Here is a 13,759-nt window from a genome sequence, read left to right on the forward strand (position 1 = left end):
GCGGGCCCTCGACCTTGGCCGTTACGGCTTCGGCAGAACGCACCCCGCCCGCCCCAGGTCCAGCTTGTTGCCGGTCCCGAAGCACTTGGGGATGGTGTAGATCTGCTGGGCGTAGTTGATGCCCTTGCGGACGGTGACCTTGCCGTTCTCGTCGATCTCGCACGGGTTGTTCATCGTGCAGCGGGCGCCGTCCTCGTTGCCCGTGTTGTTGATCGCGGTGACCTTGCCGGTGGCGTTGTCGATGACCGGCGAGCCGGACGTACCGCCGTACGTCTTGCAGGCGGAGGTGTAGCGGACGGAGTCCTTCATCAGATATCCGCCCTCCTTCAACTGCGGGACGAACCCGTCGATGTTGCAGGAGAAGGTCTTCTTCCAGTAACCGGACACGACGGTGATGCCCGCGCCCTTGGCCGGGTGGCTGGTGGCGATGTCCAGCGCCTTGATGCCGTAACGCTGCTTTATCTGGGCGTAGGTGGAGGAAAGTTCGTAGAAGGACACGTCGGTGTCGGTCATCGTGCCGTAGACGACCTTGGTGGCGCGTACCGTGCCGAGGTTGCCGGCCGAGGCGTTCAGCACGGTGAAGCTGCGGCTGGAGGGCTGGTCGACGACGACCTCGCCCGGGTCGGGCATGCCGCTCTCCAGGCAGTGGCCGTTGGACATGACCAAGGCCGGGTCGTTGTCGGTCGAGGTGGGCATCCGGACGATCGAACCCGAGCAGTTGCTGAGCGCGACCGTACCCGCGAAGTTCACGGCCTTGGGCTTCACCCGGACGTCCCGCACCGCCTGGAGCTGCGCCGTCGCCGCGGCCCGCGCCGCGGTCGGGTTCGCCGTGGCCGCCGCGTCCGCCGTCGTGGCTGCGCCGGCCGTGCCGGTGGCACCGATGAGTGCCGTGGCGCTCAGGACGGCCGTGGCCAGGGCGCCGACGAGAGGTCTGTTCATGTGGGGGTCCTCTCACACTGGTGAGTCCGGCGTGCCGCCGGACTTGTCGTGCGCATTGTTGGTGCGGCACCGGCCGCTGGCAAGGATCTTCCGGAAACCCGTGTGAATTTGGCGTGTTTGTGTCAACGCAAGGCATTGACCGAGCCATGCCAAGGCAAAACACTGACGCCGTCGCCAGCCTCACACCCCCACGGAGGTCACACCATGCGACCACGGTCACGCGGCAGACGGACCACCGTCCTCACCGCGCTCGTCTCCCTCGCACTGGCCGCACCCCTCGCCGCCCGCGCGGAGGACTCCCCTCGTCAGGACATTCCCACCAGGACCGCCGCGGCCGGCACCACGGCGGCCGACTCCGGCACACCCCGCCAGTACGAGATCACCGGCCTCGCCAACGCGGCCCAGCGCAGCGCCCTCGCCTCCACCGGCGTGTCCATCGACGAGGTGCACGGCCGCACCGTCGTCATCACCGCGGACGCCGCGCAGGCCGCCCTCGTACGCAAGCTCGGCCACCGGCTGCGGGCCCTGCCGGCGCCCCCGACGGGCACCGGCGACCGCGTCAAGGACTTCCCCTCCGGCTACGGCAAGTACCACAACAACGCCGAGGCCACCGCCGAGATCAACGCGCTCGTCGCCAAGTACCCGGCCATCCTCAGCAAGCGCGTCATCGGCAAGACCTACGAGGGCCGGGACATCCTCGCCCTCAAGCTCAGCAAGAACGTCGCCCAGGACGAGAACGAACCCGAGGTGCTCTTCACCGCGCACCAGCACGCGCGCGAACACCTCACCGTCGAGATGGCGCTCTACCTGCTCAACGACTACACGTCCAAGTACGGCAGCGACCCGCGCGTCACCAAGATGCTCGACTCCCGCGAGATCTGGGTCGTCCCGGACGTGAACCCGGACGGCGGCGCCTACGACATCGCCACCGGCTCCTTCCGCAGCTGGCGCAAGAACCGCCAGCCCAACAGCGGCTCCTCGAACGTCGGCACCGACCTGAACCGCAACTGGGACTTCAAGTGGGGCTGCTGCGGCGGCTCCTCGGGCAGCACCGGTTCGGAGACCTACCGCGGCCCGTCCGCCGCCTCGGCCCCCGAGGTCAAGGTCGTCACCAACTTCGTCCGCAGCCGGATCGTCGGCGGCGTCCAGCAGATCAAGACCGCCATCGACTTCCACACGTACAGCGAACTGGTCCTGTGGCCGTACGGCTACACCTACAACGACACCGCCCCCGGCATGACCCAGGACGACCGCGACGCCTTCGCGGCCGTCGGCAAGTCCATGGCGGCCAGCAACGGCTACACCCCCGAACAGTCCAGCGACCTCTACATCACCGACGGCTCCATCGACGACTGGCTCTGGGGCAACCAGAAGATCTTCGGCTACACCTTCGAGATGTACCCGTCCTCCGCGGGCGCGGGCGGTTTCTACCCCCGCGACTCGGTCATCGCCCGCGAAACCTCCCGCAACCGCGACGCGGTCCTGCAACTCCTGGAGAACAGCGACTGCATGTACCGGTCGATCGGGAAGGAGGCGCAGTACTGCAAGTGAGGGTGACCTTTGCGGCCGGGGCTCGCCATGGGCGGCCCCGGTCACGCACCTCAGGAACGTCGTGCCCGTACGGCGTCGGTGTACAACTCGGTGGTCAGGTCACCCTCTCCGATCCCCAACCCGGCGAGCACCGCCCGCACGTCCCCCAGAGCGTCACGTAATTCCTCTCGGCCCACCACCTGCGTCTCCAACTCGACATAGGTCCCGTCGATTTCCGGGACTCGGACGAGTGTGGCGAGCATCTGCCGTCGGTACGCGATGAATTCGTAATTCCGGCAGTGCTTCACAAAGGCGATCGCCTCGATGCATCCGAGACCGTTGAGCACGGCCCGGACGGCTTCCGGGTCGCCGACATCCGTCTCGTACTCCGGCTTCGACCCCGACGCTTCATCGACCCGCGCTTCTTTGTACGTCAGCAGGGACCGCGTCCCGTCCGGTCCGACCACTGTACGGAGCCTCAGCTCCCGGTCGCCCGCCTCCAGATGCGCGCCCGGAGTGTCGAAATACGTGTCCCGATACACCTCGTCACGCCCGGCGGCCAACCGGTCCAGACGCTCCCGCACCACCGCAGGGTCGCGCACATGCGCTTTCAGTTCGGCTTCGATCACGTCCCTGCCCCCAGTCGTCATACCGTACGTTCACCGTCGGCCACGGCCGTTTCCACCATGCGCCGGAAGCCGCGGAACAACGGACCGTGCGGCGTCTCCATGACCTTGTATGTCGCGGACTCGTGTCCTTCCCATCCGGAATCGAAAGCAGACACGAACATGGTGGAGTCCAGCCGGATGATCCGCCACGTGGGCAAGGTTCTGTACCGGTACACTGCTACCTCACCGCCGTCGGCAAGTTCTCGTAGTCGCGCCTCGGCGAGTCGTACCCCACCGGCCAATGATTCCGCCGACTCACCGATTTCGGCCGCCCGGTGTGCCAGAGCAGGTACCGCGGGGTCCAGCAGGAGAACCCGCACGCGCGGCGACGCTCCCTGCGGCCCGGTCAGGCAAGGGCGCAGCAGCGAGTCTTTCAACCCGATGAGGCCGAGTCCGCGTACGGCCAGTACGTCCCACTCCGACGCGGTACGCGCCTGCTCACGAATGTCCTGCGCCGCCGCCGACTGTGTCTGGTAGACGCGGACCACTTCGGGAAACGACGCCAGGTCGAAGGCCGGACCACCAGTACGGCGTTCCCGGCCTGTCGCCAGGCCGAGCAGGTGCCGTGCGTCGTCCGGCAGGTTCAGCCCGTCGGCGATCCGCTCGAACACGTCGAGACGTACGACCTCACGGCGCCCGTTGATGACCTCGTTGACGCGTGCCTGTGTCATTCCTACCGCCATGGCGATACGGGCCTGGCTGGCGCCGCCGTACCGCTGCACATGCCGGAACACGGCACCGATGTCCCGTGATCTCAACGCCTGGCGTACATGCGCGTGCTGCCAGGCACGGTCCGGCAATTCGACCGGCACCACCGCCGTCGCCATCGGCGCCCCTCGTGCTCACGGTGGGATGGAAAGTCATCCCACCGTGAGATTACCGGCCAGGTATCGAGATCCGAGTCGCAAAGCGCGAATCTGACGGGGTGAACACAGTTACCCCGTCTCCGCTCGTCTTCATCTACGACCGCAACGCGACGCGATCCAGCGCCATCCTCGATCTCCGTCTTTCCGGCTGCGTCAACTACGCCGACCGCCATGGCTGGCAGATCGCGGGGTTGTGGGTTGACCGGGGGGACAACGCCCTCAGCCGCACGCGGCCGCACTTCTCGGCGCTTGTCGAGACGATGCGCGTCCAAGCAGGCCGCCGGGCCACAATCTGCCTCGTGCACCACTGGTGCAGGCTCGCTCATGACGAGGCACAGCGCCGCGCACTTCAGCAGCGCGTCGCCCGGGCCCACGGTTGTACAGCCACCACCTTCGGTGACTCCGACGAGCAGGCGCACGCGGTACTGGCGGATCTCGGTCGTGGGGGCGGCTGAGCTACACCACCAGACTCACCCCCGCCGCCACCACGAACCCCACCACCGACAGCACCGTCTCCAGCACCGTCCACGACTTCAGTGTGTCGCGTTCGGAGATGCCGAAGTACTTGGCGACCATCCAGAAGCCGCCGTCGTTGACGTGGGAGGCGAAGATCGAGCCGGCCGAGATGGCCATGATGATCAGGGCCAGGTGGGGCTGGGAGAGGTGCTGGCCGTCCACCAGGGGGAGGACGATGCCCGCGGTCGTCACGATGGCGACGGTGGCCGAGCCCTGGGCCACGCGCAGGACGACGGAGACCAGCCAGGCGAGCAGGATGACGGGGAGGCCGACGTTGTGGAAGGTGTCGGAGAGGGCGTCGGCGACGCCGCTGCCCTTGAGGACGGCGCCGAAGATGCCGCCCGCGCCGACCACCAGCAGGATGTTGCCGACCGGCTTGAGGGACGCGGTGGAGACGGTCTCCAGGGACTTGCGGGACCAGCCGCGGCGGATGCCGAGGAGGTAGTAGGCGAGGAGGAGGGCGATCGTCAGGGCCACGAAGGGGTTGCCGAAGAACTCGACGACCGAGCGGAGGGTGGAGGGGGCCAGGGCGATGGAGGAGAAGGTGGCGAGGAGGATCAGGACGAGGGGGGTGCCGATGATGGTGAGGACGGTGCCGAGGGCGGCCGGCTTCTCGTGGGGCTGTACGCCTGCCGCTGTCTGTTCGGCGATCACTGCCGCGCGGGCTTCGTCCGCGGCCTCGACCATGTCCTGCGGTACGGGGACGAAGAGGCGCTTGCCGATCCACGCGGCGTAGGCCCAGGCGGCCAGGACGGCGGGGATGCCGCAGACGATGCCCATGAGGATGATCCAGCCGAGGTCCACCTTGAACAGGCCGGCGGCGGCGACCGGGCCGGGGTGCGGCGGGAGGAAGGCGTGGGTCATGGAGAGGCCGGCGAGCAGGGGCATGCAGTAGAGGAGGATCGATTTGCCGCTTCGTTTCGCCGCTGCGTAGACGATGGGGGCCAGGACGAAGATGCCCACGTCGAAGAAGACCGGGATGCCGAAGATGAGGCCGGTCAGGCCCATGGCCAGGGGGGCGCGGCGTTCGCCGAAGAGACCCAGGAGGCGCGCGCTCAGGACTTCCGCGCCGCCGGAGACTTCGAGGATCGCGCCGAGCATGGTGCCCAGGCCGATGATGATGGCGACGTGGCCCAGGATGCCGCCCATGCCGCTCTCGATGAGGGAGGGGAGGGAGGACTTCTGGACTGTGCCGAAGAGTTCGGTGACGGACAGACCGGCTGCGAGGCCTACGGCTATGGAGACGCCCAGCAGCGCCACGAAGGGCTGGAGGCGGACTTTGATGATGAGGAAGAGGAGCAGGAGGATGCCGAGGGCGGCGACGGTCAGGAGGCCGGGGGTGCCCGGTATCAGGGCCAGCAGACCGCCGGTGTGGGGCGGGGCGGGTGGTGCGGCGGGGGCCGCGGCAGTGGCGAGAGCAGCGTGGACCATGTGACGACTCCGTTGTCAGACAGGGTGGTTCCAGGCAGGGGGGACCGCGGCACGGCGCCCCGGGCGGGTGGGGCGCCGTGCCGTGCGGCGGGTTCAGCGGCGGTAACGGCAAGGGGAGGTCCCGGTCAGCCCAGTACCGCGAGGGCGTCGATCTCGATGAGGAGGCCCTTGGGGAGGCCGACGTACACCGTCGTACGGGCGGCCGGTGCCTCCTTGAGGCCCTCGGCCTCGAAGTAGGCGTTGTAGATCTCGTTCATCTCGGCGAAGTGGTCGGTGTCGGTGAGGTAGACGCGCATCATCATCACGTCGTCCCAGCTCGCGCCGCCCTCTTCGAGGATCGCCTTGACGTTGGCGAACGTCTGGAGGGTCTGCTCGCGCAGGGTGGGGCCGGCCGGGGTGGGGGCCTGGCCCTCGACGGCGGGCAGGAAGCCGACCTGGCCGGCGACCTGGAGGATGTTGCCCTTCTTGACGCCGTGGGAGAACTTGGCGGGCGGGGTGGTGTGGGTGGCCGGGGTGAGGGCGGTCTTCTCGGTCATGGTCGGGCTTCCTTCTGGTCTTGCGTGTCGGGTACGCGGGTGTTTCCGGAGTACTCCCGGCTGATGGCGTCCGCGGTGCGGCGTACCAGCGGGAGCAGGGTGAGGAGTTCCTCGGCCGTGACGACGACGTTCGGCGCGGAGACCGACATGGCGGCGACGAGCCGGCCGTCCGCGCCGCGGACGGGGGCCCCGACGCAGTTGATGGACTCCTCGTGGCCACCGAGGTCGGTGGCCCAGCCCTGTTCGCGCACCTTGGCCAGTTCGGCGAGGAACGCCGTGGCGTTGGGTGTCGAACGGGACGTGTAGAGGGGGTAGTCGAGCTTTTCGGCGAGCGCGCGGCGCTCGGGCTCGGGCAGGTCGGCGAGGAGCAGTTTGGCGACGGCGGCGACGGTGATGGCGACGGGTTTGCCGATGCGGGAGTACATCCGTACCGGGTAGCGGCTCTCGACCTTGTCGATGTAGAGGACCTCGTTCTCCTCGTACACCGCGAGGTGCACGGTGTGCCCGCACTTCTCGTTCAGTTCGACGAGGTGCGGGTGGGCGATCTCGCGGACGTCGAGGTTCTCCACGGCCTGCTGGGCGAGGGCGAAGAGCCGGGCGCCGAGGCGGTAGCGCTGGTCGCTCTGGCGGTAGACCATGCCGTGCTCGTGGAGTGTGCGCAGCAGGCGCAGCGCGGTGGACTTGTGCACGCCGAGACGGCCCGCCACCTGTTCGAGGTTGGCCGGGCCTTCCGCCAGCAGGGGCAGGATGCTCAGTGCGCGGTCGACTGTCTGACTCATGGGGTACGGACCTCCACCCGTGGGTTGTGCACCCCGTGGCTGGTGGTGCCGCTGCTGCGGTCAGCGGGTGCGTCACCGTCGGTGGTCCAGCCGGGGCCGAGTCGCAGTCTCCCCCAGGCGGCGGGGTCGAGGCCCGCAAGGTGGTCGGCGAGGTCGCGGGAGGGGGGTGTGCCGAGGTCGCCGGGGACGGTGAGGGAGGCGGCGGCCATCAGGTGGCCGTGCCGGAGGCGGGCGAAGACGGGCAGGTCGCGAAGGGTGGCGGAGAGGAATCCGGCGGCGAAGGCGTCGCCGGCGCCGACCGGGGCGACGACGTCGACGGTGAGGGCGGGGGCGGTGGTGACCGTGTCGGTGCCGTCGGCCTGGCGGGCGTACGCGGTGGCTCCGCCGGCGCCCTGTTTGACGACGAGGACGGCGGGCTCGGGCAGGGCGGCGCGTACGGCGTCGGGTCCGTGCAGGTCCCAGGCGGCCGCGGCCTCGTCCTCGCCGGCGAAGACCAGGTCGCAGCGGCGGGCGAGGTCGAGGAGGAGTCCGGGGCCGCGTACGGTGCGGTCGCGCCAGAGCCCGACGCGGTAGTTGACGTCGAAGGAGACGAGGGGGCGGCCGGGGGCCGGTTCGGTGAGAGTGCGCAGGACGTCCAGGCAGCTGTCGGACAGGGCCGCGGTGATGCCGGTGAGGTGCAGGACGCGGGTGTCGCGGAGGGCGTCGGCGTCGAGCAGCTCGGGGGACATGGCGGAGGCCGCGGACCCGGCGCGGTAGTACGCCACCTCGGCCTCGCCCGCTTCGGTCTCCGTACCGGTGGCGCGTTCGCCGGCGGTACGGAAGTAGACGCCGGTGGGGCGGGCCGGGTCGCGCCGGACGTGCGAGACGTCCACGCCGCAGGCGGCCACGGCGTCGCGGACGTGGTCGCCGAAGGCGTCGGCGCCGAGCCGGGAGACCCAGCGGGTGCGGTGGCCGGTGCGGGCGAGGGCGCAGGCGACGTTGGACTCGGCGCCGCCGATGCCGCGCTCGAAGGAGGACACGTCGGCGAGTCGCCCGGGCCCGGTGGGCATGAAGGTGACCATGGTCTCGCCGAGACAGACGACATCGACGGCACCGGTGTGCGGCCGGGCGGGCGGCGGGCCGTCCGTGGCCTCGTCGCGGGCGGGCGCGGTGCCGTCCGTCGCGTCGTTGCCGTCGGCGCTGACGTTGCTGGACGTGGTCACGATTTCCTGCACTCCTTTGCGTACGGGCCGTGTTGAGCCGTTCCGCGACGTGTTACGCACCATTGACCCGGCGATGGCTCGGATGTTAGACAGCAGTAAGCGATATGCGCAATGGGTGTTGCAGAGAGTGCAACATGAACTTGAGGAGGCCCCCATGGCCGCCGCGCCCCACGCCGACCGCAGCGCCACCGGCGCCGCGTCCGGCGCCGACGCAGCCACCGCCGAGCGCCGCGCGAGGACCCTCGCGGACGAGCGGGTCGACCACCGTTTCAAGGGGCTTCCCCCGGATGCCGCGGGCCGTACCGTCGGCGAGCTGGCGGCCGACCGCCGGAACCTGTTCACCGGCGGCTTCACCACTCCCGTGCTCGCCCTGTCCGCCGAGTCGCTGGAACACAACCTGGCGCTGATGGAGACCTACGCCGCCCGGCACGGCCTGGCCTTCGCCCCGCACGGCAAGACCTCCATGGCCCCGCAGCTCTTCGCCCGCCAGCTCGCGCACGGCGCCTGGGGCATCACCGCCGCCGTCCCCCACCAGGCCCGCGTCTACCGCGCCTACGGCATCCAGCGGATCTTCCTCGCCAACGAGGTCGTCGACGCCGCCGCGCTGCGCTGGCTCGCCGCCGAACTGGACGCCGACCCCGGCTTCCACTGCGTCTGCTACGTCGACTCGCTGCGCGGCATCGAGCTGATGGACGCCGCCCTGCGCGAGGCGGGCGCGACCCGCCCGGTCGACGTGGTCATCGAGCTGGCCGCGGGTGAAGGCGCCCGTACCGGCGTGCGGACCGACGAGGAGTGCGTCGAACTGGCCGACGCCGTGGCCGGTGTGGACACCCTGCGTCTGGTCGGCATCGCCGGGTACGAGGGCGAGGTGCCCGACGCCACGCACGAGCGGGTGACCGCCTGGCTGCGCCGCCTCCTCGCGCTCACCGTCGCCCTCGACCGCTCCGGGCGCTTCGCCGACCTGGACGAGATCGTGCTCAGCGCGGGCGGCAGCGCCTGGTTCGACGCGGTCGCCGAGGTGTTCGACGAGGCGCCCGAGCTGTCCCGGCCGCTGCTGAAGCTGCTGCGCTCCGGCGCGTACGTCTCGCACGACGACGGCCACTACCGCCGCCTGACGCCCTTCAACCGCGTCCCGGACGAGGGCGCCCTGCAGCCCGCCTTCCGGCTCTGGTCCCAGGTCGTCTCCCGCCCGACGCCGGAGCAGGCGTTCCTGAACGCGGGCAAGCGGGACGCGGCGTACGACCTCGACCTGCCGCAGGCCCAGGTCGTACGCTCCGGCCGGGACGGCAGCGAGCGGTCCGCGGACGGCGTCACCGTCACCGGGCTGTCCGACCAGCACGCCTGGGTCCGTACGGAACGCGCCGGTGACCTGGAGGTCGGCGACTGGGTCGGGCTGGGCCTGTCGCACCCGTGCACATCCTTCGACAAGTGGCAGCTGATCCCGGTGACCGAGGCGGACGGCACGGTCGTGGACTACGTCCGGACGTTCTTCTGACGGTCACCACGGCCTTTTGAAGGCCGCGAGACTTCGGCGCGGGACACCACCCCCGAGTTCCGTGCCGAACACCGGGGGCACCCCCGCCCCCGGCCGGCGCGCCCCACCCCCCGGGGCGCGCCCGGGTCCCGCTCCGGCTCATCCCCCCGATGCCGGAGCGGGGCCCGTACGCCACGGCCGCGCGGCGCGGCCCGGCGCGCAGCCTTTGTTCGACAGGAAAGGCAGTTCGGTCATGGACACCGTGGTCCGCGACGTACGCGTCATCGACGGCACCGGCACCCCCTCCTACCGGGCGGACGTCGCCCTCGACGGCGGCCGGATCGCCGAGATCCGCCGGGAGACGGACGCCGGGCCGCGCCCCGGCGCGTCCCGGGTGGTGGACGGCGCGGGCCTGGCGCTCTCCCCCGGCTTCATCGACATGCACGCGCACAGCGACCTGGCGCTGCTGCGCGACCCGTCGCACGAGGCTAAGGCGGCGCAGGGCGTCACCCTCGAAGTGATCGGCCAGGACGGCCTGTCGTACGCGCCGGTCGACGACCGTACGCTCGCCGAGGTCCGCGCGCAGATCACCGGCTGGAACGGGGACGGCTCGGACATCGACTTCAGCTGGCGCACGGTCGGCGAGTACCTGGACCGCCTCGACCACGGCTTCGGCGGGCAGGGCATCGCTGTCAACGCGGCGTACCTCATTCCGCAGGGCACGGTCCGGATGCTCGCCCTCGGCTGGGACGACCGCGCGGCCACGCCCGCCGAGACGGCCCGGATGCGGCAGCTCGTCGCCGAGGGCCTGGGGCAGGGCGCCGTCGGCCTGTCCTCCGGCCTCACCTACACCCCCGGCATGTACGCGGACGACGCCGAACTGACGGAGCTGTGCCGGGTCGTGGCCCGCTACGGCGGCTACTACTGCCCGCACCACCGCTCGTACGGCGCGGGCGCGCTGGGCGCGTACGAGGAGATGGTCGGCCTGACCCGCCAGGCGGGCTGCGCCCTGCACCTCGCCCACGCCACCATGAACTTCGGCGTGAACAAGGGCCGCGCCCCCGAACTCCTCGCCCTCCTGGACCGCGCCCTGGAGGACGGCGCCGACATCACCCTCGACACCTACCCGTACACGCCCGGCTGCACGACCCTGGTCGCCATGCTGCCGAGCTGGGCTAGCGAGGGCGGGCCCGACGCGATCCTGGACCGGCTGCGGGACGACGCGGCCGCCGAGCGCATCCGGCACGTCATGGAGGTGGACGGCGCGGACGGCTGCCACGGCGTGCCGATCGAGTGGGACACCATCGAGATCTCGGGCGTCTCGCACCCGGAGCTGGCGGGGTACGTCGGCCGGACGGTGGCCGAGTCGGCGCGGGAGCGCGGCGAGGAGCCGTGGACGACGGCCCGCCGGCTGCTGGTCGAGGACCGGCTCGGCTCGACGATCCTCCAGCACGTCGGCCACGAGGAGAACGTCCGCACGATCATGCGCCACCGGGTGCACACCGGCGGCAGCGACGGCATCCTCCAGGGGCACAAGCCGCACCCGAGGGCGTACGGCACGTTCCCGAAGTACCTGGGCACCTACGTACGGGAGCTGGGCGTGCTGTCGCTGGAGGAGTGCGTCGCGCATCTGACCTCGCGCGCCGCCGCCCGGCTGCGGCTGCCCGACCGCGGCCTGGTCCGCGAGGGCTACCGCGCCGACCTGGTCCTCTTCGACCCGGAGACGGTCGGCGCCGGGTCCACCTTCGACGCGCCGCGCACCCTGCCGACGGGCATTCCGCACGTGCTGATCGACGGGCGGTTCGTCATCGAGGACGGGCGGCGGACGGATGTGCTGGCGGGGCGGGCGGTGCGGCGAGCGCGGTCCTGATCAGGCGGGTCAGGTCGTCGCCGCCGGCTGCCACGCCCAGTGCGCCCAGGGCGCGGGCGGTGTCCTGGCGGGCCGGGGTGACCCGGCCCGCGTAGAAGATGACCGGGCCGGTGTACCGCTCGTCCCGGCGCAGCGCCTCCACGTGGGTGAATCCGGCCCGGTCGTCCGTGCCGCGGGCGATGTCGGAGATGATCAGGGACGGCGTTCGCTCGGCGATGGCGGCGTCGGCGGTACGGGAGTCCTCAGCGCATTCGACCGTCGCCCCTCTGCTCCGGCACCACGCGGCCAGGGCGGTGTTGTTCTCAGGGTGGTCGTCGACCCAGAGAATCGTGTGGCCGGTGAAGGGCTCGGCGGGGGGCCGGGATGTGGTCGAGGCGTACTCGATCGCGCCGGCCTGCGCCTCGTACACCCCGGTCCGCACGGGTACCCCCGCCGTCCCGGGCTCCGGCTCCCGCTGCGGCAGCGTCACCATCGCCGGACCGCCCTCACGTAACCTGCGCACCAGCTCCTCGGAGCGTGGCAGACCGAGCAGTCCGTCGAGCAGGGAATTGAACGCGGAGTCGGTGACCATGCCTGGGAAGACAGTGGGGAGTTCGCGCTCCACCGCCTCCAAGGTCGCGCGCCAGTTCCCCGGGACGGGTGCCACGTCGCGCAGCGCCAGGAAGGCGTCGACCGACGCCTGTTCCTCGTCGGACCAGGACGCGGACGCCCGCAGCAACATGCGCACCCGCCGGTACGTACAGAAATCCGCGATCACGTCCCCGCTGTCGGCCCCCGGCGGGCTCGTCATCATCCGGTAGAAGTCGGCGTAGAAGTACTGGATCAGTAACGTACGGAGGACGGCCTCCGGCGGGTGGTCCGCCCACATCGGGTTGAGGGTGGCCTCCAGGACGAAACCGTTGACCAGCCGTTTGATGCGGCGCGGGTTGCGGGCCGAGCGCTCGGCGAGCAGCTCGACCAGGGGCGCGTCCAGCAGGCGCTCGATACCGGCGGTGCGCGCGCACCACTCGATGTACTCCTGTACGCCCCGGCCGTCGGCCACCGGGATGCGGTAACTGGTCTGGAAGATCTTCTCCATGAAGGCGGCACCGGCCGGGGACAGGTCGCGCAGCAGGCCGCCCGGCCCCATCGCCGAGCGGTCGCAGCCGATGACGAACGCCAGCCCCGGCACGTCCAGATAGACCTTGACCGCCTCGCACACCGCGAGCACCGTCTCCTCGGAGCAGCGGTCCAGGTCGTCGATGAAGACGACGAGCATCCGGCGCGGCGAGTAGTCCGCGGTCTCGGCCCACTCCTGGGCCAGATCGCGGATGGCGTCGCGCATCTCGTTGCGGGCCTGGGAGTTGACGGACAGATTGCTCCACAGCTCGTTGACCAGCCCGGCGGCGCCCAGCGGACCGGCCACGAGGGCCGCCAGCGCGCGCAGGGCACGCAGCAGGGCCCGCTGTTCGGAGACCCGGTGCAGCGCCCGCCGCAGCAGCCTGCGGTCGAAGCGCATCAGGACCGACTTGATCAGCCCTTCCAGGGCGTCGGCGCCGGACGAGGTCCAGGCGTTGTACCAGACGGTGTGCACTTCGGGCGCGTTCGCCAGCTCGGCGCGCACCAGCTGCATCAGACTGCTCTTGCCCATGCCCCACCCGGCGTCGACGGCGAGGGTGAACGGGGTGGAGGCGCGGGAGGCGACCAGCAGCTCGGTGAGCTGCCGGGCGGCACGGCCCGCGCCCAGCAGGTCGGTGGCGGCCGAGTCCACCGGCTCGTCGTTGAGTAGTGCGAGCCGTTGTTCCGATGCCGCCATGCCGCCGCCCCCATGATCGCCCGACCACCGCCCCGGAGCGTACCGCCGGTGCGCCGGGCGCGGGAGCCGTTCGCGCACGCCCCCACCGGCATTCGGGGCGCCGCTCCGTCACGGCGGGTGAGCAACCCCACACCACCAGCTGTCCAGGGTGAA

The 13,759-nt window shown here is 70.8% G+C and carries 12 protein-coding genes; 4 read left to right on the top strand and 8 right to left on the bottom strand.

What is annotated here, in order from left to right:
- Positions 1-21 precede the first annotated feature (21 nt).
- Positions 22-939 carry a S1 family peptidase gene (locus OEIGOIKO_RS15160; protein ID WP_125054501.1) on the bottom strand — a complete coding sequence of 306 codons (918 nt, stop codon included), beginning with the start codon at positions 937-939 and terminating at the stop codon, positions 22-24.
- Positions 940-1,143: 204 nt separating this feature from the next.
- On the opposite strand from OEIGOIKO_RS15160, the gene OEIGOIKO_RS15165 reads away from it, so the two are divergent.
- On the top strand, positions 1,144-2,490 hold the full coding sequence (locus OEIGOIKO_RS15165) for a M14 family zinc carboxypeptidase (RefSeq protein WP_125054502.1): 1,347 nt from the start codon (positions 1,144-1,146) through the stop codon (positions 2,488-2,490).
- A gap of 50 nt (positions 2,491-2,540) precedes the next feature.
- Here the strand turns inward: OEIGOIKO_RS15165 and OEIGOIKO_RS15170 are convergent, their stop codons facing one another.
- On the bottom strand, positions 2,541-3,098 hold the full coding sequence (locus OEIGOIKO_RS15170) for a class IV adenylate cyclase (RefSeq protein WP_174857161.1): 558 nt from the start codon (positions 3,096-3,098) through the stop codon (positions 2,541-2,543).
- A 17-nt stretch (positions 3,099-3,115) separates the two neighbouring features.
- On the bottom strand, positions 3,116-3,964 hold the full coding sequence (locus OEIGOIKO_RS15175) for a helix-turn-helix domain-containing protein (RefSeq protein ID WP_125054504.1): 849 nt from the start codon (positions 3,962-3,964) through the stop codon (positions 3,116-3,118).
- Between the two features lie 98 nt (positions 3,965-4,062).
- On the opposite strand from OEIGOIKO_RS15175, the gene OEIGOIKO_RS15180 reads away from it, so the two are divergent.
- Positions 4,063-4,458 (top strand): hypothetical protein, encoded by a 396-nt coding sequence (locus tag OEIGOIKO_RS15180; RefSeq protein WP_246177349.1) that lies wholly within the window; start codon positions 4,063-4,065, stop codon positions 4,456-4,458.
- 1 nt (position 4,459) lies between these two features.
- Here OEIGOIKO_RS15180 and OEIGOIKO_RS15185 read toward each other — a convergent pair whose 3' ends face one another.
- The 4 genes from OEIGOIKO_RS15185 to OEIGOIKO_RS15200 all read right to left on the bottom strand — a co-directional run bounded on the left by OEIGOIKO_RS15185 (position 4,460) and on the right by OEIGOIKO_RS15200 (position 8,467).
- Positions 4,460-5,950, bottom strand: a complete 1,491-nt coding sequence (locus tag OEIGOIKO_RS15185; protein ID WP_125054506.1) for a GntP family permease — start codon at positions 5,948-5,950, stop codon at positions 4,460-4,462.
- Positions 5,951-6,075: 125 nt separating this feature from the next.
- Positions 6,076-6,486 (bottom strand): RidA family protein, encoded by a 411-nt coding sequence (locus OEIGOIKO_RS15190; protein ID WP_031007926.1) that lies wholly within the window; start codon positions 6,484-6,486, stop codon positions 6,076-6,078.
- Entirely contained in the window at positions 6,483-7,265 is a 783-nt protein-coding gene (locus tag OEIGOIKO_RS15195; RefSeq protein ID WP_031007924.1) for an IclR family transcriptional regulator, read from the bottom strand. The genes OEIGOIKO_RS15190 and OEIGOIKO_RS15195 overlap by 4 nt, the downstream gene beginning before the upstream one ends.
- Complete coding sequence (locus OEIGOIKO_RS15200) at positions 7,262-8,467, bottom strand: sugar kinase (RefSeq protein ID WP_281288354.1); 1,206 nt, start codon at positions 8,465-8,467, stop codon at positions 7,262-7,264. Before OEIGOIKO_RS15200 ends, OEIGOIKO_RS15195 begins: the two co-directional genes overlap by 4 nt.
- 154 nt (positions 8,468-8,621) lie before the next feature.
- Between OEIGOIKO_RS15200 and OEIGOIKO_RS15205 the strand changes: the two genes are divergently transcribed.
- Positions 8,622-9,962, top strand: a complete 1,341-nt coding sequence (locus OEIGOIKO_RS15205; protein WP_125054508.1) for an amino acid deaminase — start codon at positions 8,622-8,624, stop codon at positions 9,960-9,962.
- Positions 9,963-10,194: 232 nt separating this feature from the next.
- Complete coding sequence (locus OEIGOIKO_RS15210; RefSeq protein ID WP_125054509.1) at positions 10,195-11,811, top strand: N-acyl-D-amino-acid deacylase family protein; 1,617 nt, start codon at positions 10,195-10,197, stop codon at positions 11,809-11,811.
- On the opposite strand, the gene OEIGOIKO_RS15215 is transcribed toward OEIGOIKO_RS15210, so the two are convergent.
- Positions 11,747-13,606, bottom strand: a complete 1,860-nt coding sequence (locus tag OEIGOIKO_RS15215) for a P-loop NTPase fold protein (protein WP_125054510.1) — start codon at positions 13,604-13,606, stop codon at positions 11,747-11,749. The genes OEIGOIKO_RS15210 and OEIGOIKO_RS15215 overlap by 65 nt on opposite strands.
- Positions 13,607-13,759: the final 153 nt, after the last annotated feature.

It is taken from the genome of Streptomyces paromomycinus (assembly GCF_003865155.1).
GTDB classification, from domain to species: Bacteria; Actinomycetota; Actinomycetes; order Streptomycetales; family Streptomycetaceae; genus Streptomyces; species Streptomyces chrestomyceticus.